The organism is Micromonospora sp. DSM 43699 (genome assembly GCF_055517075.1).
On the sequence record NZ_JBTMMT010000244.1, the window covers coordinates 1 to 423 of the forward strand.

The window sequence follows — 423 nt, forward strand, 5'->3', positions numbered from 1 at the left end:
GAGAGGCGTTGGGCGACTTCGCCGGCGACTTCGGCGCGTTTGATGGAGTCGATGGAGAGGTCGGCTTCGAGGTCGAGGTCGAGTTCGATGAGGTCGACGGGGTAGCCGGTGCGCTCGCTGAGCACGGTGAGGATCGCCTGCTGGAAGTCCGCCAGGCTGGTGCCGGTGGCCGCGGTCGCCCCGGCGGGGGCGGCGGCGGGCATCCCGGTGGGCATTCCGATGGGGGCGGCCGGGAGCGCCGGGGCGGGGGTGGGCGTCAGCGGGCCGGTCGTGGTGGCCGAGACGTGGATGGTGCCGCTCATCTTCTGGTCGAGCCAGGTGACCATGGCGCGGACGGTGCGGGCTTTGACGAGGTCTTCGAGTTCGCTTTCGTCGCCTTCGACGGAGAGGGAGAGGCGTTGGGCGACTTCGCCGGCGACTTCG

General features: G+C 70.9%; 1 protein-coding gene. It reads right to left on the bottom strand.

Features of this window, described 5'->3' with window-relative positions:
- Positions 1-423 (bottom strand): acyl carrier protein (locus AC0AIB_RS31465; protein WP_465098123.1); only part of this gene is annotated, 423 nt, incomplete at both ends.